This window comes from Salegentibacter mishustinae (assembly GCF_002900095.1).
Taxonomy (GTDB): domain Bacteria; phylum Bacteroidota; class Bacteroidia; order Flavobacteriales; family Flavobacteriaceae; genus Salegentibacter; species Salegentibacter mishustinae.
In genome coordinates this window covers 1,966,676-1,992,335 of record NZ_LLKN01000002.1, presented here as the reverse complement: position 1 = coordinate 1,992,335, position 25,660 = coordinate 1,966,676, and the positions used below count along the sequence as shown (strand labels likewise).

At 37.2% G+C, this 25,660-nt stretch carries 19 protein-coding genes; 13 read left to right on the top strand and 6 right to left on the bottom strand.

The features are described from left to right. Positions 1–200: 200 nt before the first annotated feature. Positions 201–356, top strand: coding sequence for a hypothetical protein (locus APB85_RS17350; protein WP_160319243.1), 156 nt, complete (start codon positions 201–203; stop codon positions 354–356). Positions 357–378: 22 nt separating this feature from the next. Here the strand turns inward: APB85_RS17350 and APB85_RS11825 are convergent, their stop codons facing one another. Beyond that, positions 379–4,875: an excinuclease ABC subunit UvrA gene (locus tag APB85_RS11825; RefSeq protein WP_057481516.1), complete on the bottom strand. Its 4,497-nt coding sequence runs from the start codon at positions 4,873–4,875 to the stop codon at positions 379–381. 338 nt (positions 4,876–5,213) lie between these two features. On the opposite strand from APB85_RS11825, the gene APB85_RS11820 reads away from it, so the two are divergent. Further along, on the top strand, positions 5,214–5,393 hold the full coding sequence (locus tag APB85_RS11820; protein ID WP_057481847.1) for a Lacal_2735 family protein: 180 nt from the start codon (positions 5,214–5,216) through the stop codon (positions 5,391–5,393). A 140-nt stretch (positions 5,394–5,533) separates the two neighbouring features. Here the strand turns inward: APB85_RS11820 and APB85_RS11815 are convergent, their stop codons facing one another. The 4 genes from APB85_RS11815 to APB85_RS11800 all read right to left on the bottom strand — a co-directional run bounded on the left by APB85_RS11815 (position 5,534) and on the right by APB85_RS11800 (position 10,352). Then, entirely contained in the window at positions 5,534–6,928 is a 1,395-nt protein-coding gene (locus APB85_RS11815) for a glycosyltransferase (RefSeq protein ID WP_057481517.1), read from the bottom strand. A gap of 291 nt (positions 6,929–7,219) precedes the next feature. Next, positions 7,220–7,744 carry a DUF4494 domain-containing protein gene (locus APB85_RS11810; protein ID WP_057481518.1) on the bottom strand — a complete coding sequence of 175 codons (525 nt, stop codon included), beginning with the start codon at positions 7,742–7,744 and terminating at the stop codon, positions 7,220–7,222. Between the two features lie 377 nt (positions 7,745–8,121). Then, positions 8,122–8,994, bottom strand: coding sequence for an aldose 1-epimerase family protein (locus APB85_RS11805; RefSeq protein WP_057481519.1), 873 nt, complete (start codon positions 8,992–8,994; stop codon positions 8,122–8,124). Between the two features lie 8 nt (positions 8,995–9,002). After that, positions 9,003–10,352, bottom strand: a complete 1,350-nt coding sequence (locus APB85_RS11800; protein ID WP_057481520.1) for a DEAD/DEAH box helicase — start codon at positions 10,350–10,352, stop codon at positions 9,003–9,005. Positions 10,353–10,580: 228 nt separating this feature from the next. On the opposite strand from APB85_RS11800, the gene APB85_RS11795 reads away from it, so the two are divergent. Together APB85_RS11795 and APB85_RS11790 are read left to right on the top strand one after the other, a co-directional pair. After that, positions 10,581–10,787, top strand: a complete 207-nt coding sequence (locus APB85_RS11795; RefSeq protein WP_057481521.1) for a PLD nuclease N-terminal domain-containing protein — start codon at positions 10,581–10,583, stop codon at positions 10,785–10,787. 85 nt (positions 10,788–10,872) lie between these two features. Further along, positions 10,873–11,421, top strand: a complete 549-nt coding sequence (locus APB85_RS11790; protein WP_057481522.1) for an NADPH-dependent FMN reductase — start codon at positions 10,873–10,875, stop codon at positions 11,419–11,421. Here the strand turns inward: APB85_RS11790 and APB85_RS11785 are convergent. Then, complete coding sequence (locus tag APB85_RS11785; protein WP_057481523.1) at positions 11,418–12,374, bottom strand: sterol desaturase family protein; 957 nt, start codon at positions 12,372–12,374, stop codon at positions 11,418–11,420. The two genes, APB85_RS11790 and APB85_RS11785, sit on opposite strands and share 4 nt — an antisense overlap. A gap of 213 nt (positions 12,375–12,587) precedes the next feature. On the opposite strand from APB85_RS11785, the gene pabB reads away from it, so the two are divergent. From pabB to APB85_RS11740, 9 genes are all read left to right on the top strand, one after another. Further along, a complete protein-coding gene (gene pabB / locus APB85_RS11780; protein ID WP_057481524.1) occupies positions 12,588–13,928 on the top strand; it encodes an aminodeoxychorismate synthase component I in 1,341 nt (446 codons plus the stop codon). Positions 13,929–14,027: 99 nt separating this feature from the next. Beyond that, positions 14,028–15,338, top strand: coding sequence for a tRNA lysidine(34) synthetase TilS (gene tilS / locus APB85_RS11775; RefSeq protein ID WP_057481525.1), 1,311 nt, complete (start codon positions 14,028–14,030; stop codon positions 15,336–15,338). Continuing rightward, on the top strand, positions 15,335–17,350 hold the full coding sequence (locus APB85_RS11770) for a protein-disulfide reductase DsbD family protein (RefSeq protein ID WP_057481526.1): 2,016 nt from the start codon (positions 15,335–15,337) through the stop codon (positions 17,348–17,350). The genes tilS and APB85_RS11770 overlap by 4 nt, the downstream gene beginning before the upstream one ends. Before the next feature lie 106 nt (positions 17,351–17,456). Beyond that, positions 17,457–19,304, top strand: coding sequence for a CocE/NonD family hydrolase (locus APB85_RS11765; RefSeq protein WP_057481527.1), 1,848 nt, complete (start codon positions 17,457–17,459; stop codon positions 19,302–19,304). Between the two features lie 3 nt (positions 19,305–19,307). After that, positions 19,308–21,131 carry a DUF885 domain-containing protein gene (locus tag APB85_RS11760; RefSeq protein WP_057481528.1) on the top strand — a complete coding sequence of 608 codons (1,824 nt, stop codon included), beginning with the start codon at positions 19,308–19,310 and terminating at the stop codon, positions 21,129–21,131. Between the two features lie 11 nt (positions 21,132–21,142). Next, entirely contained in the window at positions 21,143–22,141 is a 999-nt protein-coding gene (locus APB85_RS11755) for an aldose epimerase family protein (protein WP_057481529.1), read from the top strand. Between the two features lie 71 nt (positions 22,142–22,212). After that, positions 22,213–23,802: a solute:sodium symporter family transporter gene (locus APB85_RS11750; RefSeq protein ID WP_057481530.1), complete on the top strand. Its 1,590-nt coding sequence runs from the start codon at positions 22,213–22,215 to the stop codon at positions 23,800–23,802. Positions 23,803–23,836: 34 nt separating this feature from the next. Then, on the top strand, positions 23,837–24,541 hold the full coding sequence (locus APB85_RS11745) for an NUDIX hydrolase (RefSeq protein WP_057481531.1): 705 nt from the start codon (positions 23,837–23,839) through the stop codon (positions 24,539–24,541). A 213-nt stretch (positions 24,542–24,754) separates the two neighbouring features. Next, on the top strand, positions 24,755–25,651 hold the full coding sequence (locus APB85_RS11740; protein WP_057481532.1) for a hydroxypyruvate isomerase family protein: 897 nt from the start codon (positions 24,755–24,757) through the stop codon (positions 25,649–25,651). Positions 25,652–25,660 lie beyond the last annotated feature (9 nt).

Sequence of the window (25,660 nt, the reverse complement as noted above, 5' to 3'; positions counted from 1 at the left end):
GGTTTTAGCTTATATTGTTTTGTTTGCTGGCATAGGCCTCTTAATATGGAATATTTTTCATCTGAATTTTAATAAACCCGAGAAAGTTTCGATAATGAATATTATTTCAAATATCTTAATTATTGTAGCTATGATTCTTACGATAATCGGTCAGAAATGAAACCGAAAATTAACTAAATCAAAACCAAACTTTAAATTCGATGAATAAAATTAGAATAATAGGAATCGCGATGCTAATTTTTACCTTTGTATCTAGATATTATTTGAAAACCGACGCGTACGATTTCTGGTATGGTGCTTCAGGTGGAGTAGGAGCAATGCTGGCCATAATTGGAAGAATTAAAAGACCAGCATGAAAATCTTTCTTAATTAAAAAATTTATTCCAAAACTACGCCAACTCCAACCTTATCCAGCAAATATGGGTTATGATCAATAATGAGAATATCATTGGCTTTGCCCAGTTTTTTGAGTATAGCATATAAAAGATCTATATCGGCATAATGAAGTCCTGTGCTGGGTTCATCTAAAATATAAAGCACATCTTTAGCTTTGTCTTTCAGCCAATTTAACAACAATAGTCGTTGTTTCTCCCCCGAAGAAAGAGATTGCACCGGCTGGTCTAATCTAAGATGCGCCAACCCGATTTCCTCTAACCGATCCAGGAATTCCTGGGTTTTAGGATTTACAGTAAGCCTATTCAGCCATTCTTTTAATTCTATAATATTTAGGGCAAGTACTTCTGCTATATTTTTCTTTTCAACCGAATGAGCCAAAATATGCGCCTTATAGCGCTGCCCTTTACATACTTCACATTTTTCAATGGCATTCGCTGCAACATCAAGACTGGTCTCCACATAGCCTTTTCCTTTACAGTTTTGGCACTGACTGCTCTTAGTTTTATAGGAGAAGTCTTTAGCTTTTAAACCGGTTTCAGTAGCAAATATTTTGCTAACGTCCTTTAAAATATCCAGATAGGAAATCAATAGAGTAGCCGCGTGAGTATTTAGTTTTTTCGGCTCAAAATAATGCACGCCTGCATAATTTTTTGGAAAATTTATACTCTTACAATTCACCGGCTGTCCGGTCTCAATGCTGGGAATGAGTATGTCTTTCACAAGAGTGGTTTTCCCAATACCAGATTTTCCTGTTAGTGCAGTAATGCCGCCAATAGGCAGGGATAATGAATCTCTTACCAAAGTATGCCTGGCTAGCTTACTAATTGTAATGTGTTGTTTACCTTCTTTAAGTTTTACCGCTTGGGTAGGAGCTTTCAAAAATGGATGGCAATCGGTTTGTTGCAATAAACCTTCAGTGCTGCCTTCGTAGGTGATATAACCGCCCAAGTTTCCGGCCTTGGGACCAATCTGTACTATATGGTCAGCCTCATGTATAATGGCCTTGTTGTGTTCAATGACCGCAACAGTATTTCCTTTTTCAATAAGCTCTTTAAGGATTTGAATCAAGTCCGGAATATTATCATTTGATAAGCCAGCTGAAGGTTCATCTAGCAAATAGGTGATGCCTTTAAGCGGGCTGTTTAATTGTTTGATAAGCTCTACCCTTTGATTTTCTCCACCTGAAAGTGTTGGCGATTTTCGATTTAGTTGCAGGTAATCAATGTGTAGTTGCTTCGCTCTAAGAATAGTATTAATTAAATGGGGTTCAAGCTTTGCAAGTAGTTTTCCATCTACATCTTTCTTGGTAGCTTTTTTTGTTAGCCACTGCTCAAGCGCTTTAAAATCCATTGATTTAATTTCGTGAATAGATTTTTCCGCTATTTTAAAAACCAATCGTTCCGGCTTCAATCCACTTCCCTTACAATGGCTACATTCTCTATGAGAAAAAAGCGCCGTTAGCTGACTTATATTTTTATTTTTCCGGGTCTTGAAATATTCGTCTTGTAAATAGTGGTAAATCCCTTCCCACTTCATACTTAAGGCTTGGGTACCTTCCCTCGTCTTAGTTTTATAAAGCCAATTGGTTTTCCATACTTTTTCACCTGCTCCGTTCAGCAAAATTTCTTTTTGAGAATTGTTCAGCTCTTTAAAAGGGGTTTCCAAAGTGAATCCATGTTCTTCACCAACTTTTTTTAAGATCGCCATATGCTTTCCTGCCGGGTCGCCGTAATATCCTATTACTTTATTATGTGCAAAAAGTCCGTTAGCAATGCTTTTATTTTCATCTAATACAAGTTTGTTGAGATCTGGAAGTAGTTCCTGACCAAGGCCTTCACAAACCGCACATTTTCCTAATTCGTGATTGTTTGAAAAATGACTGGCCGATAATTCCTGTCCTTCGTACTGCGCCTTTCTGGAAAAAGCAAAGCGCAAAATTTTATCAATTCCCGTTTGTTTTGCAATATCTGAACGCTGAGAATAGTTCTTTTGCTTTCGGGTAATGCAAATAGTAGGGGTAAGCCCTTCAATATGATTAACATCGAACTGAAAATTTACACCTACTCTAGATTGCTGATAACTTGAAAACTGTTTGGTCATTTCCTGTAGCCCGAAACCGTGCAATGTATCAATTACCAATGAAGATTTCCCGGAGCCGGAAATTCCAGTGACTACCGTCAATTGATGCTTGGGCAGGTCTAAGTTGAGATCTTTTAGAGAATGCGTACGCGCACCCTGAATGGAAATTTTATCTCTTTGCTGTACGGGCTCTTCTTTTACTTCAATAGGTTGAACTTCTAGCGCATTGTCCACTATGGCATCACATTGAGATTGAAAAAGTGAATGGTTTTCAAAACAGATAATGCCCGCGGTTTGTTGCTTGAGTTGGTGCAATGCATCCAGCAACTGACTCACATTTTGTTGATGCAATCCTATACTGGGTTCTTCAAGTAGTAAGAGCGTTTTTTTTGATTTTTTGGCGAAATGTTTAGTGAGTTTAATACGCTGCGCTTCTCCACCCGATAAGGTGTTGGAAGGCTGTCCCAGTTTGATATAGCCTAGTCCTAATTGCAGCATTAAAGACAGAATTTCTTTGATTTTCTTTTCTTCGGAAAAGAAATCATACGCTTCTTCAATACTTAGATTATAGAGATCTGCAATATTCTTTTCATTCCAATGAACACGGAGTACTTCCGGCTTAAAACGTTTGCCATTACAGGTAGGACAAACCTGGTTGATACTGCCAAGTGCACTCATGGAGAGGGTGATCACGCCGGCCCCTTCACAGGCTTCACATCTACCGGTTTTGTTATTAAATGAAAAGGCTCCTTTAGATAAATTCAAAGTTTTCGCTTCAGGAGTTTTTGCGAGTAGATCCCTTATTTTATCTGCTAAGCCTGTATAAGTAGCCGGATTGCTTCGGGGTGTTTTACCTATAGGTTGATCGTTTACGGTAAGAAGATTTAGATCTTCTTTTTTGCAAAACTGGCTGATGCTTTCAATAATTCGAGGAGTTTTGCGGCTCACCGCTGTCAGCTTCATTTTGCCGGGTTGAAAAGAATCAGCCGAAACCTTTTTAGGTTGGTTTTTAGGTGTTTTGTTATACCCTGCTTCCTTTAATGCCGCTAAAGTTGGACTGCGTAAGTCTTTTGACTTTAGAAAATTATTGATGGGGCCGTTAAAAACCACTTCGCCTCCGTGTATCCCTGCTTCCGGGCCTAATTCTACTATCCAATCTGCCGACTTTATAAAATCCAAGTCGTGCTCCACCACCATAACCGTATTTCCCCGGCGAATGAGTCGGTTTAGAATATGGAGCAAATATTTTTGATAATCTTTAGACAAACCGATGGAAGGTTCATCGAATACATATAAAATACCTTGCAGCTTACTATTTACCTGGTTAATCAGTTTGATTCTTTGCCCATCGCCAGAGGAAATATCCATACTGGGCGTGCTTAGCCGGTATTCTTCCATACCAAGCCTAATCAGGTCATATAATTGAGTGCAGATCTTATCTACCAAAACTTGTTCCCCGGCTGTGAATTGCTGAGACTTCAGTTTTGCATATAATTCGCTTAAGGAAAGCTCCATCCAGTCTTGAAAATTGAGTCCTTTCCATTTATATTTTAAATGTTCTGCTTTAATACGCGCACCTTTACAGCTTGGGCAAATTTTGGAACTGGCAAATTTTAAGATATTGGGATTTCTATCTCGCCTTAAAATATCCTGCATAATAGGAAGCATTCCTTTATAGTATCCTTCTTCACGAGGCTTGGCTTTAATTCCTTTCCATCTAAGCCTGGACTCCAGACCGTGCTTTCCAAAAAATACTTTGAGGCGATTACTTCCGTTTAAAACCACGTCTCGTTGCTCTGCTGTGAGTTCCTTCCAGGGTATATCTACATTAAAACCGTGCGCCTCACACACTTTATTTAATTCCTCTACGGTTATCTGGGAATAGACGATATAGCCATTGGGCAGGGTAGTGGTAATGGCACCTTCTCTAAGCGTCTTATTTTCATCTCCCACTAATTTGTCAAGGTCAATATATTCCGCTTCTCCAATTCCACGACATACCTCGCAGGCTCCTCTAGGGTGATTAAAAGAAAACAGCGACTTGCTCATAGTTTCAGCAGCCGAATAGCGGGCAAATAAAATTCTGAATACAGAAGCAAGCTCAGAGAGCGTTCCAAAAGTAGTATTAATAGACTGGAAGCGTTTAGATTGTTCCACCTTAATTACCGGCGGAAGGTTTTTTATATCATCTACTTCAGCAGTAGGGATTAACTGACTGTTTTGTTGGTTGTAAGCAGGGAGACTCTCTAAAAAATAACGGTAACCTTCATTGGCGATAACACCCATTGCCAGGGATGATTTCCCAGAGCCCGATAGACCCGTTACTACAATCAATTGATTTTCAGGAATACTTAAATCAATATTTTTGAGATTATTTTGATGGGCATTAATTATCTGCATAAAGGCTTATTGTTTCTCTTTTTTAAAAAAATAAATATAGAAAGATATTAAGGCCTAAAAGAAGTTTTAAGAAAAACAAAACATAAAATTTATCTTTTATGAGTTCAAATTTTTCAGCATTAAACAAAACTAACAAGAGTTAGCTGTTAGGGGAATTCTGCTAAAGTGATAATCAAAAATAAAGCTAAATTTATTAGGAAACCTTCATCTTCGCAGTGCGAAAAAATATCATATAATTTTAAAATTTTTCTAGTGTCCAGATAAATAGAACAATGGTTAATTAACGATAGTTTATCGATGTAAAGCTATGTTTGTCATATATTTATATGAAAAAGAAAATGTTCGGATTATTCAAGAAAAAGTCAGAAGTTGAAAAACTGGAATTGAAATACAAAAAACTTCTGGAAGAAGCTCATCAACTCTCCACTACTAATCGTAGTAAAAGTGATGAAAAAATGTATGAAGCAAATGAGGTTTTAAAGCAAATTGATCAGATTAAAAAATCGGAAGAAGCATAAAAAATCATGTTTGAGATTTTAAGATATTTCCTGGAAAATAGAAATTCAGTATTCGTTTTTCGGAATTTATCTTTTTACATACAATAAAAAAGGGAAGCTAAAAACTTCCCTTTTTCTATTTTAATATAAATCTTCTATGATTATCCACGGGTAAGCCATCCTCTTTTGCTTGCAGTGGCAATGGCGTATGGAGTGATCCAAAATAACCCAAAGGTATAAAGGATACTATAGGAATACGCCCAAAAAGATTCCGATAAATTATATCGCTTCGCATAGAAAAGTACCGGAAAACTGGACCATATCAGAATACTGAATAAGGTTGAACTTAAGAATAAAATTGGATCCATAGAGATGAAGAAAAGCATCATCAAGATTGTTGGATAACTCATCACTAATTTTAATACCTGATTGATGAACAGAAGTCGAGATCCGGCTTTAGAGCTTTCCCTGAAATCTGTGAAAACGTATTTGGCCATCGCAATATTCTCACGAACGTTACTTCTTCCCCACCTAATAAACATTTTATAGAGTCCGGTGTATTTTTCGGGTACGTTAGTATAAGCGAAGGCATTTCTTTGAAAGAGTACGTGATAACCCTGTTTAAGGATCATATTAGTCATTGCACGATCTTCTCCGATATCGGAAGCCTTGCCCATAAAGGTTTGGTTAATCCATTCTTCCAGGCAGCCAAAGACAGCTTTTTTCCTGTAAGCTGCAAGCGCACCAGGGGTACAAAGTACCGATTCCAGGCTACTTTCTGCAGAACGAATAAATTCGAAACTAAGTACAAAGCTAACATCCAGCATCTTAGGTAGCATAGCCTTTTTCTCATTGTTTAGTACACGAATATTTCCTGCTACGGCACCGCATTTTTCGTTAACTACAAAAGGACTTACAAGGTTACGCAGGGTGTCTTTAGTAACCTCAGAATCACTATCTACGGTCACAAGAACTTCTCCGGTACTCAAATTGAATCCGCGGTAAAGCGCATGTCTTTTTCCTTTGTTTTCTGGTTGCTGGTAGATGCTCAATTGATCGCCAAGCTCCTTTTTAGCCTTTAGCATCCAATCCCAGGTGTCATCTTTACTTCCATCATCTATGGCCAGAAGTTGTATTTTATGACTGGGATAATCACTTTTAGCCAGGCTTTTAAGGGTTGCCCAAACCTGTTTTCCTTCATTGTAAGCTGGAACTATTACCGTACAGGTTGGTAGTTCTTCATTGCTTACCGAATTAATTGGCTTATATCTAAGGTAGAGGTAAAGGTTATAGAAGAAGAATCCGGCTCTGAATAGAAGTAAAGAACCAGTAACTGCTAAAAATGCTAATTCCCAGGTTGAATCCATGTCATTAAGATTATAGCGGTTAAAATCACCCTGCAAAACATATACGAGATATGCAGCACCAAAAAGTAAAGCCAGGCTACTGGCACGTACCATGATTCCCCTTAAATCCCTGGACTTATTCTTTTGATTGTTAATAGAAGATTTTTCAGCAGAAGAAACTGATTGATTTGAAGCTATATTATTTTTCATTTTTAAGTCTATTTTTAATTTGATCTCAAAAGCAGGTTATTCTTTTAAGACCTGTGAGTTGCTTAACAATCCACGTACCAACTAATTAAAATGCTTGTAAAGAGACTTATATTAGAAGCTTCAGAAAAAAAACTGGGGATTTTTTCTACATTAAGTTTTTCAATTCTGCCCTATTCCCGGTCTTTAAGCATAAAACCGTATTGCTTTTGGAGTTATTTATGGCAAACAAAAAAGGGTTCAACGTTAAAGTCAAACCCTTCTATGGTATTAAAATGAAATAATTTTAAGTTCTTAAACTTCCTGGACTTCTGTTTCTTCTGAAACTTCTTCCTTTTGAGTTTCATCTGAATCAAGAACATTAAATTTTTCTAATTGTTCTTCCTCACCGGTAAAATAAGGGAAAACATCCAAAATTGGAGATTCAGTAATAGAGGGAATATTATAATCTCCCATAGTTTCTTCCATTGCCGTGGTAGTATTTTCAAAAGCCTCTTTTACGTCGTTGGCCTGAACAAGCAAGTAGATATTTGTCTTTTTCTCCTTTCCGCTTTCTTGATCCATAGCCACCAGAGAAACTTTTGATTTAAACCAACGATCGGAATTCTCAAAAGGATGAACTTCAGAGAAATTCGCAACTTTTATATTCATAATTCTAAAGTCTTCACTGGTATAAGCCGTCATTTCCTCAGTAATTCTTGCTTCGGCCTCTGTGAAAGATACTGCATCAAGTAGGTAGGTATCTGTAGTCATTTTCTGCTCGCCTGTTTCGTGTGTTTTTTTGTATTTCACCTTACATTCAAACCAAGTTACGCTCATATCTTTATTTTTTAGGGAGTCAAAAATAGGATTTAAAACGAGTCTCGAGGACAAAACAAGAGATAGATATTCACAATTTTTTACTTGCTACTTAACCAGGTAATTAGTTTCAAAGACAGGATTTTTATTCAATAAAAAAGTATAATCTGTAGCTATGAAAAATGAATTTTGAATGCTTTCTTTTACTATCTTTATCAGGTTAATTTTAAATAATCAGAGATTATGGCAAAAGAAAAATCACCCTCAAAAAACTCGGCTAGAAAAGAGCCAGTTTTGAGCTTAAAAGAAAAGCGCGCTGCGAAAGCCGCTAAGAAAAAGAACAGAACTTAATAAATGTTTTAAATAAAAATCCCGCTAATTAGCGGGATTTTCTCTTTTTACGAGATATCAATTGAATAGGCCGCCTGAAAATCTTTTCCTGCTGCCAGTGTTTCAATTCCTTCTTTGGTTTTTAGGTTTTGATCGGTGCCTTCAACATCGGCAATTCCCAGCCAGGGTTCAATACATACGTAAGGCGCTCCCGGCTTGGCCCAAATTCCCAGGTTTTTAAAATCTTTATATTCCACGCTTAAAATGCTACCTGAGTTTCTACTTTTTAGTACCACTTTTTTAGACGGAATATTCTTGAAAATTAATGCGTCTTTGGCGAAAAGCTCTTTATGTAGTCTGATTTTATCTTCGTTGTCTAATATACCTTCAGTAGTATCGCTAACCAGTCCGTTTTCATTTAAAATGTAAGTTCTTAGATCCATCTTTCTATCAAACTCAAGGTGATAATCCTCGTAAACTTCATTTTCACTTATAGGAGCATTAAAGGCTGGATGCCCACCTAAGGAGAAATATAAAGGCTTATCATCTAAATTAAAAATGTGATGATGTACAGTGAGCGATTTTTTATTTAGCTGAAAAGAAATTTCAAAGCGGAATTTAAAAGGATAGATTTCCAGGGTTTCAGCTGAATAATCCAGTTGAAAAACTAATTTATTAACTGTTTTCTCTTTTAATCGAATATTCTCGTTATGCCTAACAAAACCGTGTTTAGGCATTTGGTATTCTTTATTTTCAAAAATGAACTTTCCCTCTTTCAAAACACCAATTACCGGAAACAAATTAGGCGCCTGGCTTGCCCAAAATTCTGGGTTTCCCTGCCATAAATGTTCAATTCCGGTTTCCAGATTTTTAAGGCTGGATAATTCTGCGCCAACGGGATTTACTTTTATACTTAAGGATTCGTTCTGTAATTCGTGCATTTCAATAATTATTTTTTCTTTCTTCTGTTCGCATTTTTATCCCCGCGAGTTTTTGGCTTTTTATACTTTTTGGCTATTTCTCTTCGGTAAGATCCGCCAAGATTCTCTTTCCTGTTTTTTTCTTTTTTCTCGTGAAAAGCAGGGCCGGGAGCGTTTTCTTCTTTATTCTTTCCAGGATTATTGATTTCAAAAACCTTAGGTTGTTCTTCCGGAATCAATTCTGAAGAAATTTCTATCTCAGCAGGTAATTCTTCCTGTGGAACTTGCATTTTCATCAAAGCTTCAATTTTCTCCAGCGATTCCATTTCAGCTTCCGTAGTCATTAATATTGAATTCCCTTCTTTTTCGGCCCTTCCGGTACGGCCAATTCGGTGCATATAATTTTCAGGATATTTTGGCGTATCAAAATTAATCACGTGGCTTACCGATTCAATATCAAGACCTCGCGCCATAACATCGGTTGCAACTAATATTCGGCAAAATCCGCTGCCAAATTGTTTGATACTGCGCAAACGATAATTTTGAGTTTTATTGGAGTGAATCACTGTGCATTCATCCTGGAAATACTGTTCTAATTCTGTGTAAAGTCGGTCGGCCATTCTTTTATAAGCCACAAAGATCAACACCTTGGAGTAGGTTTCTTTATCGGCTAAAATATGCCTTAGCAAATTTACTTTGGTATAGAAGTTTGGGATTTTATAACCGGTTTGTTTAATATTATCAAGTGGCGTTCCGCTAGCAGCTACAGAAATAGTTTGCGGACTTTTGAAATTAGCCTCTATTAGATTTTCAACATTTTCAGTGATTGTAGCAGAAAACATGATGTTCTGTCGGTTCTGCGGAAGCAGTTCAAAGATATTATTGATCTGAAATTTAAAGCCCAGGTCTAACATCACATCTACTTCATCTATTACTAATTTCTGAATAGATTTTAATTGAAGCGCTCGCCTAAGCACGAGATCGTACAATCTTCCCGGAGTTGCTACCACAATATCCTGGCCCTGTAAAAGAGATTGATGCTGCGTGTTCATATTTACGCCTCCATAAATACCGGCGATACGAACATTCATATAAGCGGTTAATTTTTTAATTTCTTCAACTACCTGTACCACAAGTTCCCGTGTAGGTACCAAAACCAATACTCGTGGATTTTTCTGTTCCGAATATTTAAGCATTCTTAATATTGGAAGCATATAGGCAAAGGTTTTCCCAGTACCGGTTTGCGCGATTCCCACCATATCTTTCCCAGACATAATTGTAGAAAACGATTCTTCTTGAATGGGCGTGGGCGTGTTAATGCCAATATCTTCCAGCGCATTGCGCAGGGGAGTGGTAATATTTAAATCCTGAAAAGTCACTAAATGAAGTTTTTATGAACTGGCAAAGTTAGTGAAACTCTAATTTAAAATTGCTCCTGGCAATTTTAAATTAATTAGTTGGATTAATTAAGCTAAATTATTGGATTGTAGGTGTTTAAAATTTTATGAGCGTTTATAAAATTAAATATGTATTATATATTATTGATAACTAGAAATTCAAAAGTGCTATTTCTTTTTTGCTATATTTGAGTTTAAATAAGTATTAATATGGAAATAACGGCAATAGAAAGTAGCATTGTGGTTTGGCAAACAATAATCCTGTTGCATACGGTTCTCTTTCTTATATCTTTAGTAGATATTCTTAGAAACAAATTTGAAAAGAATAATAAGCTGATTTGGTTTGTCAGTATAATAATAGTGCCTCTTTTAGGACCTATTCTTTATTTTTTAATAGGTAGAAAACAGAAAGTGTAAAACAAATAGAAAACACTTTGTTCAATAAACCTTTCATTCCAACATCATTTCATTTATTTCGGTATTTTTGATAAAAATCGTTTAGATGAAAAAAATCCTTGCCTTTGCTGGCTCCAACAGTAGTACTTCCATTAATTTTCAGCTATTAACGCACGTGGCCAGTCGCATACAGGGGCACGAAGTGAAAGTTCAGGATTTTACCCAGTATGAGTTGCCTATTTATAGCGTCGATAGGGAAAAGGAAAGGGGTATTCCTGTAAGCGCTAAAATAATTAACAAGGTCATCCACGAACACGAGGCCTTAATAATTGCGGTAAATGAGCATAATGGCAATGTTTCAGCTTACTTTAAAAATATAATCGACTGGCTTTCGCGATTAGACCGTAATTTCCTTGAGGGGAAAAAGATTTTATTGATCAGTACTTCTCCCGGCAAGCGTGGTGCCGCATCAGCTTTAGAATATACCAAGGGAATTTTACCAAGATTTGGCGGCGCGATCATAGAAAGCTTCAGTTTGCCTTCTTTTAATGATAATTTTAGGGACGGGAAAGTGCTAAACGAAGTACTGGATATGGGGATAGAAGATGTATTAACTACTTTTTCTCATCAACTGGAATCCGGCCAATCAAATTAATTTGCTTTTTTTACTTTAGGGCTAAACTCTTCGTTGGCCTTCCCTAAATTGCTTAATTCGGTTTCGGTTTTTCCAGTAATTCCCATATCTGCTTTATGCTTATCTACGGGGCTTCCGAATAAAATAAGCCAGGCTTCTTTCAAGGATTTAGCTTTCCAGATATCCTTGCCTACTTCAATCCATTCGTGGAAAACAAGGAAAAAAGGATTGTAAGAGTTCACCGGTTTGGTAATTCCATAACGGGGTTTTTCGTCTTCTTCCTGGAAGGTTCCAAAAATACGATCCCAGAATATAAACGTAGAACCATAATTTTTATCCAGATATCTTTCATTTACCGAATGGTGTACCCGGTGATGCGAGGGCGTAGTAAAGATATATTCGATTGGTTTTGGTAATTTTTTTATCAATTCGGTATGAATCCAGAATTGATAAAGTACCTCAAGTTGATGCACAATAAAGAACACCAAAGGGTGAAAGCCCAACAATACTACCGGTAAAAAGAAGATGATCTTCAAATTCTGCGTCCAGGACAATCTAAAAGAAGTTGATAAATTATAATGTTCAGAGGAGTGATGGACCACGTGTGTTGACCACCAGAAACGTTGTTCGTGAGCAAACCTATGTGCCCAATACCTGCTAAAATCCAATAAAATTAAACATAAAACATAAGACCACCAGGTATGTGGGATTTTAAACGGCGCCAGATTAAAAAAGAAAAGGAACACCATAAATACTCCTATTTTCATGAACCCGTTCAGGATTAAATTACCAATCCCGATAGCTGTAGAGGCCAGGAAATCTTTTCCCGAATAAAGATTTTTATACTTTTTTCTTCCAATTAGAAATTCAAGTAAAACAAAAAAGAACATAAGCGGGGCCACTACCCAGATAACAGTAGTGAAATCAAGGTTTTCTATATCGGCTAAAGTAAGTTTTTCAGTATCTGTAAACATTGGTAATATTTGGATCTTAATCATAAAATGGCGCAGAAAAGCGCATGTTGTATAATTAAGATTTTTTTCTCAGAAATACAAGAACGATTTCAACCTAATTTTTCCAAATTTCGCAAATCCCGATTTAAAGAGTTTTCGAGATAAATTGTGGAAGAATTAAAATAGGCGCTACGTCAAATTGTTTTTACCTTTGGGCTCCAAATTATAAGCGAGGTGCGCACAAAAACTACGTATACTTTAAAAGAGCCATTAAAATTCAAACAGCAACTCTTGCAATGGAGTAAGCAATTTGAAGAAATTGCCTGGCTAGACAGTAATAATTATCATCAGGATTACGGCGAATTTGATGCTTTGCTTGCCGCGGGTGCATTTACCGCGATAAAAACAGATTCTCACCAGGCTTTTGCAAAGCTTCAGGAATATCAGCAAACTACCAAAGACTGGATTTTCGGTTACCTGTCTTACGATCTTAAAAATGATGTAGAAAGACTTTCTTCTAAAAAATACGACGGATTGGATTTCCCGGATCTCTATTTTTTTCAGCCTCAAAAATTATTTCTACTGAAAGGGGACCAGTTGGAAGTGCGATATCTAAGAATGCTGGATGATGAAATTGAAGAAGATTTTACCGAGATTTCAAATCTGCCAATAAACAAAGTTGAGATCAGGCAACCGGAAACTGAAAACTCAGAATCAAAAATACAAGCCCGAATATCTAAAGAGGAGTATCTTCAAAAAGTTGAAAAGATGCTCGCTTATATTCAGCGCGGCGATATTTATGAAGCAAATTTCTGTCTGGAATTTTTTGCTGAAAATAGAGAGATTGAGCCTTTTAAAGTTTTTCAGGATCTTAACGAACTCTCCGGCCCGCCATTTGCAACTTTTCTCAAACTGGAAGAACATTATTTGCTTTCGGCTTCCCCAGAGCGTTATTTAAAGAAATCAGGATCAAAATTAATTTCCCAGCCTATAAAGGGAACTGCAAGACGGTCACAAAATCCGGAAGAAGATATCGAAATTGCAGAGGAGCTATCTAATGATCCAAAAGAACAATCGGAAAACGTGATGATCGTAGACCTGGTGCGAAACGATCTTTCTAAAATTGCGAAAAAAGCGAGTGTAAATGTAGATGAACTCTGCAAGGTTTATTCCTTTAAACAAGTACATCAAATGATTTCTACCGTTTCTGCTGAACTTGATGACGGCATTCCACCGGTAGAAGCATTGCGAGCCACATTTCCTATGGGAAGTATGACGGGTGCGCCAAAGATTTCAGCAATGAAAATTATCGAAGAACTGGAAGAAACAAAACGCGGACTCTACAGTGGCGCCGTGGGTTATTTTACTCCAAACGGCGATTTCGATTTTAACGTGGTTATACGCAGTATTTTATATAATTCGGTTAAAAAATATGTGTCTTTTTCGGTAGGTGGGGCGATTACTGCCGCTTCGAAACCAGAGAAAGAATATGAAGAATGCCTGCTAAAGGCAGCCGCAATGCGACAGGCTTTAAAAAATAGCTCATCCAGCCCTTTCCTTAACGAAAGAGAATAAATTTTTCAAGAGCTTCAAATAGTCTTAGCCAAAAAGGTGTTTTAAAGTCCTCCCTTTAGGGGATGATTTAGGAGAGGCTTTTCGTATCTTTGGTTTTCTATGGAAAAAGCTTTCAAAAACGAGATCAAATCGCAGTTTCCTTACCTCTCTAACAGTAAAATTTTACTTGCGGTAAGTGGTGGTGTAGACAGTGTAGTGCTGGCACATTTATGCAAAATAGCTAAACTGGATTTTACTTTGGCGCACTGTAATTTTAACCTTAGGGATGAAGAAAGTGACGCCGATGAGGATTTTGTTGCCGCCCTTGCAAAAAAACTAAATGTTGAGCTTTTTATAGAAAATTTTGATACCGAGCAATACGCTAAAGATAATAGTATGTCTATTCAAATGGCAGCACGCGATCTTAGGTATGAATGGTTTGAAGAGCTAAGGCTAAAACATCAATTTGATTTTATCTTAACCGCGCACCACGCCAATGATAGCCTGGAGACTTTTTTTATTAATCTCATACGAGGCACCGGTTTGGAAGGCTTAAGTGGGATAAATGCCGATAGTAATTACATTGTAAGACCTTTATTGAATTTTTCACGAAAAGAAATTTTGGCTTACGCCGAAGAAAATAAGATTTCGTGGAGAGAAGATAGCACCAATGCATCCACAAAATATCTTCGGAACAAAATAAGACACGAACTCGTGCCTGTTTTAGAAGAAATAAACCCGCAGTTTTTAGAGACTTTTCTAAAAACCCAATCGCATTTAAAAGAAAACGAAGAATTAATAGAGGATTATTTGAGTTTACTCTATCCAAAAATAATTGGTAAAACAGAGTACGGCTATAGCCTGGATATTAATTACCTTAAAAAGGTGCCCAATAGTTCTGCAATTTTATACCAATTGCTGAAGTCTTTTGGTTTTACAGAATGGAACGATGTGTACCATTTATTAGATGCCCAACCGGGGAAAATGGTTTTTTCAACCTCACACAGGTTAATAAAAGATCGGGATTATTTATTGCTTACAGAAATTGATAAAACCGAAGACAAAGTCTATAAAATCGCCAAAAATGAAGATTTTGCGATGCTTCCTATGGGAACTTTTTCATTTTCAGAAGTAAAGGAAATAAACGATAAAAGATCAAACTGCATTTATATAAACCCAGAAAAACTGGAATTTCCACTAACAGTTAGAAAATGGCAGCAAGGCGATATCTTTTATCCTTTTGGAATGAAAGGAAAAAAGAAGTTAAGCGACTTCTTTAAAGACAAAAAATTATCTTTGCCCGAGAAAGAAAACAGCTGGTTGCTGTGCTCTGGCGAAAAAATTGTTTGGGTGATCAATCAGCGGGCCGATAGGCGTTTTTCGATAACTTCATCTGATCAAAAAATAATAAAAATTACTTTCAGTTTATGAAATATCTGGCGAGTCTGCTCTTATTTTTTATTCCATTTATCCAGTTACAGGCACAATATTTTAACGACGGGAGCGAAGATTCCCAAATGGATGACCCCATTACCTGGGAAGCTTCTGTAGAAAAGGAAAACGACAGCATATTTAACCTGGTTTTTACGGCGACCCTGGAAGAAGGCTGGCATTTATATTCGCAGAAAGAAGCAGATATTGATATTGCGCCTATCGCTACGACTTTCTCCTATAATAATGCTGAAGAAAATTTTGAGCTCATCGGTGAAACTACAGAGCCAGATATAGAACCTATCTATGATCAGGTTTTTGAAGCCGATATTACCTATTTTGAGGACGAAGCAGTTTTTACCCAGCAAATTAAAGTACAACCCGGAAGTAAGCCTGGAATTATTGCTGAGATCTATTTCTCTGTGTGTGATGATGAAAAATGTTTGCCTCCGGAAACCGAACGTTTTAATATTTCTCTTCAAGACAATGAAATAACCGAAGGTTTTACCGACCTGGAAATTTCAGAAAAAGATAAAGAACTTACCGAAGCATTAAATATTAATGTTTCAGGAATGGAAAAATTTGAGCCTGAAGAGAAAGAAGGCAATAACTTCCTGAGTATTTTCTTACTAGGTTTTGTGGGTGGTTTAATCGCACTCTTAACTCCCTGTGTATTTCCAATGATTCCGCTAACGGTTTCCTTTTTTACTAAAGGAGCTAAAAATCGGCAAAAAGGCCTGGTGAATGCTATACTTTATGGTGTTTTTATATTTGCTATTTATCTTTTACTTAGTTTACCTTTTCACCTGCTTGACAGCGTAAATCCTGAAATTCTCAATAATATTTCAACCAATGTAACGCTGAACATTATTTTCTTTGTCATCTTTATCATTTTTGCTTTCTCCTTTTTTGGATATTACGAGATCACTTTGCCAAGTTCCTGGAGTAATAAGATGGACGATAAAGCTTCAAGTGTAGGTGGTATTGTAGGTATCTTTTTTATGGCGCTTACTTTGGCTCTAGTTTCTTTTTCCTGTACCGGCCCTATTTTAGGATCACTGCTTGGTGGATCGCTTACTAGCGATGGCGGTGCGATGCAACTTTCTATGGGAATGGGAGGTTTTGGTCTTGCTCTGGCACTGCCTTTTGCGCTTTTCGCTTTATTTCCTAACTGGCTTAATTCTTTACCGAAAAGCGGAGGTTGGCTAAATACGGTTAAAGTCACTTTAGGTTTTATAGAATTAGGACTGGCCTTTAAATTCCTTTCAAACGCAGATCTTGTGGAGCATTGGGGACTTTTAAAACGTGAAATTTTCCTCGGAATTTGGATTCTGGTTGGTTTAGGTCTTATGGCTTATTTATTTGGTCAAATTCGTTTTCCGCACGATGGTCCTAAACAAAGAATTAGTAAAGCCAGATTTGGCGCAGGCGTTATTACTTTCTTCTTTGTACTTTATTTAATTCCCGGTTTAACTAATACTTCGGCGGCGAATCTTAAGTTGCTTAGTGGATTTCCACCACCATTATTTTACAGTATCTATGAGAAAGGCACCGAAGCTCCATTAGGCCTTGAAGCTTATAAAGACTGGGATAAAGGTCTGGAAGCAGCAAGAGAACAAAATAAACCCATAATCCTCGATTTTACAGGTTGGGCTTGTGTTAATTGTCGAAAAATGGAAGAACAGGTGTGGAGTGAACCTGAGGTTTTCGAGATGCTAAATGAAGAGTATATACTTATTTCCCTCTATGTAGATGATAGGAAAGAACTGCCGGAGGAAGCGCAATTCAATTATATGAAACCAAAAGGCGGAATAAAACCTATTAAAACCATTGGGGATAAATGGGCTACTTTCCAAACCCTAAATTTTAAGAATAATTCACAGCCTTTCTATGTGCTTTTAGATAATCAGGTGAATTTACTTAATGAGCCGGTGGGTTACACCCCAAAGGCTTCAGAGTACCTGGACTGGTTAAAAGAGGGGCTTACGAAGTTTCAGGAAACAGAGAAATAAATTACGTCAGTATTCGTGAGATATTTAAAACTCGATTATCAAGTAAAATTCTTTTAGGTTTATCGGTGTAATTTCTATCTTAGGGGGCTTAAAATCTCCCTAAACTATGAAATTATTCCGTTTTAGTGTTATCTTTCTGTTTTTGAGTTTTTTACCTGTTCAAATTATTGCGCAGGAAGAATATGATGTTAAAGAACATTATGATAAAACAGAAGTAGATATCCCAATGCGCGACGGCACTAAGCTGCACACTACTATTTATTCCCCAAAAGATACTTCTAAAGAATATCCAATTCTTATGCAACGAACTCCATATAGCTCCAGGCCTTATGGTGAAGATCAGTTTCGTTCGCTTATAGGACCTAACGAATATTTAATGAAAGAAGGTAATATTGTTGTATACCAGGATGTTCGTGGGCGTTGGATGAGTGAAGGGAAATATGACAATATGCGGGCGATAATCCCTAATAAAAAAGACGATGAATTCGACGAGTCGAGCGATACCTACGATACCATTGAATGGCTTATTAATAATGTAGAAAACAATAATGGTAGGGTAGGAACCTGGGGTATTTCTTATCCAGGTCATTATGCAGTTGCTTCCCTGGTAGATGCACATCCGGCCTTAAAAGCTGCTTCACCACAAGCAGGTATCGGCGATTTCTTTTTTGACGATTTTCATCACAACGGTGCTTATTTATTAAGTTACTGGAGAGCTACAGCACTTTTTGGATATGACAAAACCGGACCCACTACAGAAAGCTGGTACGATTTACCCGATCTTGGAACACAAGATCAATATCAATTCTTTTTAGATGTGGGACCTCTTAGTAATCTGGATGAATATTATGGCGAAGACAATATATTCTGGCAACAGCTAAAAGAACATCCTAATTACGATGAATTTTGGCAGTCTCGAGGTATTATTCAGCATTTGGATGATATTAAACCGGCCGTAATGGTGGTGGGCGGATTGTTTGATGCGGAAGATCTTTATGGTCCTTTTAATACCTACAAAAAAATTGAAGAAACCAGCGATAACCATAATATAATGGTTTTTGGACCATGGAGTCACGGTGACTGGGCCAGACAAACCGAAAGACAAGCCGTAGGGAATGTATATTTTGGAGATAATATTTCTGAAGATTACCAGAGAAATGTTGAAACTACTTTCTTTAATCACTTTCTAAAGAAAGGCGGAGAAGGTGATTTAGATCTTGCCGAAGCTTATGTTTATGATACCGGTGCAAGAAAATGGAATTCTTACGAAGCCTGGCCTCCAAAAGAAGCAGAGCCTAAGGTTTTTTACCTGGGAGATGAGCAGGAATTAACCGATGAGGCTACCGATAATGAGGAAAGCTTTGTAAGTGATCCTGCCAAACCAGTTTCGTATAATAATGAAATTAAAGCAGTTTTCACTCCGAGGGAATATATGACGGGTGACCAACGTTTTGCTGCCAGGAGACCAGATGTATTGGTTTTTGAAACGGAAGTTTTGGAAGAAGATATGAAGCTAGCCGGAGAAATTGAAGCTCGTTTAAATGTAGCAACTACGGGAACAGCTGCAGATTGGGTAGTAAAAGTAATAGATGTTTACCCTCCAGATGCCGAAGATTATGAAGAAACCATGGAGCATTTAGATATGGATAATTACCATATGATGGTGCGTAGCGAAGTGATGCGAGGCCGATTTAGAAACAGTTTCGAAAATCCCGAGCCATTTGAACCTAATAAAAAAACCTCGGTAAATATTACCCTTCAGGATATTAACCATACTTTTAAAAAAGGTCATAAATTGCAAATTCAGGTTCAAAGCACCTGGTTTCCACTTATAGATAGGAATCCACAAACCTATGTTCCTAATATTTTTAAAGCTGAGGAAGAAGATTTTCAGCAACAAACCCACACTGTTTTTGGAGATTCTGCGATAGAATTTTCAGTAATTAAAGAATAGTTTATGCGCATCAGATTTATTCATAAAATCTTTTATTTAGGTCTTCTGGTATTTATTTTTTCCTGTAATCAACAAAGTGAAAGTTATTCCGAAGAAGAAATCAAGGAGCATTCGGCTGAAGTGAACGAGTATTTTGAAGAAGAATTTCAAAAGGATGTGGAAGAATCGCCTATGATGCAAACCCGTCTTGGGCAAAAAACCAATTATGGCAAATGGGACAATTTTTCTCATTTAAAGTATGCTGAAGATCGCAATAAAGCCAAGAGACGCCTGGGAGATCTAAAAAAAATAGATCCTTCCTCTCTGGATGAAGAAACTCGATTAAGTTATGATCTGTACCTCCAAAAGCAGGAAAATATATTAGAAGATTATGATTTTAGGTTTTACAATTACCCGGTAAACCAAATGTTTGGCTATCATGCCGAGTTGCCAGCCTTTTTAATCAACATGCACCGCATAGATTCAATAAGTGATGCAGAAGCCTATATTTCGAGGTTAAAAGGAATACCTAAGGTGATGGAAGATGTGATTGGGAATTTAAAAATAAGGGAACAAAATGGCATTATGCCTCCAATATTTGTGTTTGATAGAGTTCTGGAATCGAGCAGAAATGTAATTAAGGGAAAACCCTTTGGAAAATCTGTAGAGAATAGTGCCTTGCTGGAAGATTTTAAATCGAAAATAGACGATTTAGAAATTTCTCAGAAAAAGAAGAAGGAACTTATCTCAAAAGCCGAAACTGCTCTTACAGAAGAAGTTAAGCCGGCCTATCAAAATTTAATTGTGTTTCTCGAAACTCAGCAAAAACGTGCGAATAGCGATGCCGGGGCATGGAAGTTTCCTAAAGGGGAAGAGTTTTATGCGAATGCTTTAAAAAGAGCTACCACTACTAATCTTTCGGCGAATCAAATTCACGAGATTGGTTTAAGTGAAGTTGCGCGTATTCATGCTGAGATGGAAAAGATCAAAAAGAAGGTTGGTTTTAAAGGAACCCTTCAGGATTTCTTCGAATTTATGCGCAAAGACAAGCAGTTCTATTATGCTAATGATTCTACCGGGAGAAGTAAATACCTTACAGAAGCCAGGAGTATCATCAATACAATGAAAGATGATCTGGATAAACTTTTTCTAACAAAACCAGAGGCAGAATTAGTAGTAAAAGCGGTAGAGCCTTTTAGAGAAAAAAATGCAGGGAAAGCATTTTATCAGCAGCCGGCAAAAGATGGTTCAAGACCCGGAACGTATTACGCCAATTTATATGATATGTCTGCAATGCCAACTTACCAAATGGAAGCCTTGGCATACCACGAAGGAATTCCGGGGCATCATATGCAAATTGCTATCGCCCAGGAATTAGAGGGAATTCCGCAGTTTAGGAAATTTAGTTTTTATACCGCCTACGTAGAAGGTTGGGGACTTTACAGCGAATTGTTACCAAAAGAAATAGGATATTATAAGGATCCATATTCAGATTTTGGAAGGCTAGCCATGGAACTTTGGCGTTCCTGCAGGCTGGTGGTAGATACAGGAATTCACGCTAAAAAATGGACTCGTGAGGAAGGAATTGCTTATTATAAGGAAAATACTCCAAACGCTGAAAGTGATTGTATAAAAATGGTAGAACGGCATATAGTAATGCCCGGCCAGGCGACGGCTTACAAAATAGGAATGAATAAAATCCTGGAATTAAGAGAAAACGCGAAGGAAGAATTGGGGGGGGATTTTGATATTAGGGAATTCCATGATGTGATTCTTCTTGATGGAGCCGTACCTTTGAATATTCTGGAAGAAAAAGTTGATAACTGGGTTTCAGAAGAAAACATTTAAAAAGAGAGAACTTGAATATTATAAAAAAAGAAGATCTAAAAACCATAAGCCTTGTAAATAAAAAAGGTAGCGAACTCGAGGTTCTTAATTACGGGGCGGCTTTGCTAAGCTTTAAGATTAAAGATAAAAGAGAAAATCCGGTAAATGTGGTGGTTAGCCCGTGGGCAGAAGATTTTATAACCTCGGTATATAAGGAACATAACAAAGGTTTTGGGGCCTCCGTAGGCCGTTACGCAGGCAGGATTTCTAAAGGAGAATTTAAATTGGATGAAACCACCTACAAGCTCTTTGAAAAAGATGATGTGCACTTGCACGGTGGAAAAGAAGGATTTCAGTATAAAATATGGGAAATTAAAGAAGAGACTACCGGGCCCAACCCATCTGTAACACTAGCTTACCTGAGTAAAGATAACGAAGAATATTATCCGGGAAACCTTGAGGTTGAAGTAAAGTATACCCTTACCGAGGATGATGAAATACAAATAGAATATTCAGCACAAACCGATAAAAAAACGGTGATTAATCTTACCAATCATACTTATTTTAATCTAAATGGTGGTGGCAGTATTAGCGACCATTTTTTGAAAATTGTAGCCGAAAAAATTCTGGAGGTTGATGAAAAATTATTACCTACCGGAAATTTAACAAAGCTGAAGAAGCATCCTAAAAACTTTAGTGAAAGTAAATTGATTGGTAATCGAAACCTCGATGATACCTTTGTACTAAAGTCTGAGGAAGATGAAGTTGCAGCGAGACTTTTTGCTCCATTAACGGGCATAAAAATGGAAGTGAAAACAAATCAAAAAGCATTGGTAGCCTACGCTCCAGAAAGTCTTCCAGATGACCTAAACTACCATACCGAAATTGCTGAAGAATATCCTTCTATCTGTTTAGAGGCTCAAAATTTTCCTGATGCACCTAATTTCAGGAATTTCCCCGAGGCTGTATTAAAGCCGGGTGAAAAATATTATAATAGAATTTCATATAATTTTTCGGTTGGTGGCAAATAAGAAGATTAAGGGCTAATGAGGCAGTAACTCCCGATTAAAATTTTATATTTAACAAAATTTTATATTAAGCTATGGTTGGAATTTTATCATTCGTTGGTTTCACGCTTTTGGTAGCTGTAATTGCCTATATGGCAACCCGAAAAACTGATGAAAGTACTAGTGATGGATATTTTTTAGGGGGAAGAAGCTTAACTGCAGGAGTTATTGCAGGTTCGGTTTTGTTAACCAATTTATCTACTGAACAAATTGTAGGATTAAACGGCCAGGCTTTTAGTGAAGGTATTTTAGTAATGGCCTGGGAAACCCTTGCTGCCATTGCCATAGTCATTACCGCACTATTCTTATTACCACGCTATTTAAAGGGAGGTTTAACCACTGTACCGCAATTCCTGGAAAAGCGATTCGATAAAGGAACTAAAACCCTGGTTTCGGCGCTATTCCTATCTGGATATATGATTATTTTTCTGCCTATCGTGCTATATTCTGGAGCATTGGCGATTAGCACCATGTTCGGTATTCCTGAAATGTTGAATGTAAGTTCAAGCACAGCCTTATGGTTAACCGTGTGGGGAATTGGGATTATCGGGTCTATTTATGCTATTTTTGGCGGTTTAAAAGCAGTTGCGGTATCAGATACGATTAACGCGATTGGTCTGTTGATAGGAGGTTTACTAATTCCAGTATTCGGACTTATGGCTATTGGAGATGGAGGAATTATAAATGGCCTGGAAACTTTAGTAGATGCTAATCCTGAAAAATTTAATTCTATAGGTGGCCCAGATGCTTCAGTACCTTTTTCCACAATATTTACAGGGATGATGCTGGTACAGTTGTTTTATTGGGGAACCAACCAGGCGATTATTCAGCGGGCATTAGCTGCTAAAAACCTTCGGGAAGGACAGAAAGGCTTAATGCTGGCAGCTTTTATAAAGATTTTGGGACCAATAATCGTGGTTTTACCGGGGATTATTGCCTGGCATATGTTTCAGGGAGACCTGGAAAATGCCGATCAGGCCTATCCGGCACTTGTAAATGCAGTGCTTCCACCGGTGCTAACAGGATTCTTCGCTGCCGTTCTTTTTGGCGCGATCTTAAGTTCTTTTAATTCGGCTTTAAACAGCTCTGTTACCCTTTTCGGAATAGATATTTATAAACAATATTTTAATCCCGAAGCCAGTGAGGCTAAAGTGGTAAAACAAGGAAAACGCTTTGGTATTTTCCTGGCCATTGGAGCTATGCTTATTGCCCCTTTTATTGCTAATGCACCACAAGGTCTTTTTGGCTATTTGCAGGAAGTAAATGGTAGTTATAGTATTCCTATTCTTACAATCGTTATTGTAGGTTACCTTACTAAAAGAATTCCGGCAATCGCTGCTAAAGTTGCAATTTTTAGTGGTGTTGGTTTCTATCTCATTTATCTAGGCCTTAAATACTTTGTTGTGGGAGAAGATGCTTTGCCACACTATCTTCACGTAATGGCTATTTTATTTGTGTTGAATGTGATCATTATGTTGGTGATTGGCAAATGGAAACCGAGAATGGAACCTTTTATTTTAGATTATACCAGGCAGGTTGATATTCAACCCTGGAAACTTGTAAAACCGGTTGGCCTTGGAATCGTTGTGTTGGTAGTTTTTATCTATGCTTATTTTGCCCAGTAAGTTCTGATTAATTTTATTTCGATTTTCTATTTTTATGCCTGAACATGCTTTAGATTATTACAGTAAGAACGACAAGATGTATGTCGCTACCGACTGTATTATCTTTGGTTTTGATGAAGGAAAACTCAAGCTATTAATCTTTAAAAGACGGGTTGAACCTCTTAAAGATTCCTGGTCCTTAATAGGAAGTTTTGTAAACTTAGATGAAGATGTAGATCAGGCGGCAAAACGTGTTCTAAGCGAGATTACCGGTTTGGAGCGCGTATTTATGGAAGAACTAAAAAGCTATGGAAAAGCTGAAAGAGATCCGGGATATCGTACAATTTCTATTGCTCAATATGCACTTATCAGGTTAGAAGCATACAACAAAGAACTGGTAGAAAAGCACGGGGCGCACTGGTATGAGATTGATGCATTGCCAAATTTAGTTTTAGATCATAACCAGATGGTAAATGATGCCTTGGGGCGCATAAAACGCGAAGCAAGGTATAAACCTATTGGTTTTGAATTACTGCCGGAGAAATTTACATTACCACAACTACAACAATTTTACGAAGCTATTTATCAAAAGGAACTGGACGCAAGAAACTTTCGTAAAAAAGTGCTGTCTTTAAAAGTTCTGGTGAAATTAGATGAAAAAGATAAGTCTACTTCCCGCCGGGGGGCCTTCCTCTATAAATTTGATTATAAAAACTACCAAAAACTTCTGGAGTCAGGATATAATTTTGAAATCGCTTAATAATAGTTTTCCATTTCGGAACTAATGTTAAGAAAAAACTAAAAAATTATAGCCGAAAAGTTTTTTTTCTAAATAATAATTGTAAAATTTACGTTTATCGAAATCGCTTAACTTATCGTAAAGCGATAGGAATAAGTTAGACACCCAGCAGTGGAGATTCCACTGTATCTAGTTACTTCCTAAAAATTTTGACCAACCTAAAAATCAACAATTATGAATAAGAAGTTTTCAAGAAGGGATGCTTTAAAGAGTATTGCCATAGGTTCAGGAATTTTGAGTATTGGTGGCGTGGCATCTTCTTTTGCCGCTATGAATTATATAGATGAAAATTCCCTGCCGGCAAGCCAAAAGAATAATATTAAGCATTCGGTCTGTCGTTGGTGCTTTCAGGATATTCCTTTAGACCAATTTGCCAGAACCTGCGCGAATATGGGAATTCATGCGATAGATCTTCTAAAACCTTCAGAATGGGAGACCGTTGAAAAATATGGGTTGGTTTGTTCAATGGCTACAGATGTTTTCGCCGATATCCAAAATGGTTTTAATGAACCTAAAAATCATAAAGTTCTTCAGGAAAAATACAGAGGTTTAATTGATAAAGCTTCAAAGCATAATATAAAAAACGTAATTGTTTTCTCCGGAAATCGCCGCGGAATGGACGAGCAGACCGGAATTAAAAATTGCTCGAAAGGTTTAAAATCCTTACTTAAATACGCAAAAAAGAAAAATGTAACTCTTGTAATGGAGTTACTGAACAGCAAAGTTGATCATCCAGATTATATGGCAGACCATACCGAATGGGGTGTGGCCCTGGCTGAAGAAATGGGAGCCGATAACTTTAAATTACTATATGATATATACCATATGCAGGTGATGGAAGGGGATATAATTGCCACGATTAAAAAACACCATAAGCATATTAATCATTACCATACCGCCGGAGTTCCGGGGAGAAATGAGATTGATGATTCCCAGGAACTTTTCTATCCTGCAATTATGAAAGCTATTGTGGAGACGGGTTTTGAAGGTTTTGTTGCACAAGAGTTTATTCCTACCAATCCAGACGAGATTGATTCGCTTCAAAAAGCGATTAAAATTTGCGATGTATAAAAATTATTT